The sequence below is a fragment of the Sphingobacterium cavernae genome (assembly GCF_008520265.1).
In the GTDB taxonomy this organism is placed as follows: domain Bacteria; phylum Bacteroidota; class Bacteroidia; order Sphingobacteriales; family Sphingobacteriaceae; genus Sphingobacterium; species Sphingobacterium cavernae.
In genome coordinates, this window is sequence record NZ_VIQM01000007.1 from 1 (window position 1) to 884 (window position 884).

The 884-nt window shown below is 44.6% G+C and carries 1 protein-coding gene; it reads right to left on the reverse strand.

Annotated features, from left to right (window positions below):
- On the reverse strand, positions 1-761 hold a 761-nt coding region (gene ltrA / locus FLS47_RS00545), incomplete at its 3' end, for a group II intron reverse transcriptase/maturase (protein ID WP_223225070.1).
- Positions 762-884: the final 123 nt, after the last annotated feature.

Below are 884 nucleotides of genomic sequence, written 5' to 3' on the forward strand. Positions count from 1 at the left end.
GCTTTCTTCAGTTCCACTGTTTGTATTTCTGTTTTACAGTGTATCACACTATCATCAGCATATCGTTCAAACGGACAGTCCGGATAGTTAATTCGTAACCATTCATCCATACAGTAGTGTAAAAAGAGGTTAGCGAGCAGCGGACTGATAACTGCTCCTTGCGGCGTCCCTTTTGATCTCTCTGTAAGAATCCCATTGGATTGCTGTACCGGTGTTTTAAGCCACCTTTCAATATACAGCAAGATCCATGGGCAATCTGTGTGCTTACGAACTGCTCTCATAAGCAGCTCGTGTGGTATGTTGTCGAAGAAACCTTTGATATCAAGATCCAGAACCCAATCATACTTCCAACATCGCTCTCTAGCTGTTCCAACCGCCTCCTTTGCACTTTTGTTGGGGCGATAGCCATAAGAGTCCTTATGAAATATCTTATCCAACTTTGGTTCCAGAAACAGTGTGACCACCGTTTGAGCAATGCGATCTGTTATCGTGGGTACTCCAAGTGGACGTGTCCCCCCTCCTTTCTTGGGAATTTCTACTAGTAGAACTGGCATGGGCATATAGCTGCCAGAACTCATCCGATTCCATAGTCGATAGAGGTGTTTCCAGCTATCTGCTTTGAAATCCTCTAAGCTCATGCCATCTACTCCAGCACTACCACGGTTTTGTTGTACCCGCTGGTAGGCTTCCAGTACTATGGACTGAGAAATAATAAATGGTTTTGTCTTAATCATTCCTGTACCTCCTATGGTTTGTACCATAGTTTTCTTTGTGATAAGAACTGGATAATACACCCCCTTCGCTCCATCTCCATTACAGAGACTTCATCACTACTACGAGATGTTCCGCCCGTGTGCTTCGCATCGGTACTTTTGCTCTTGTGG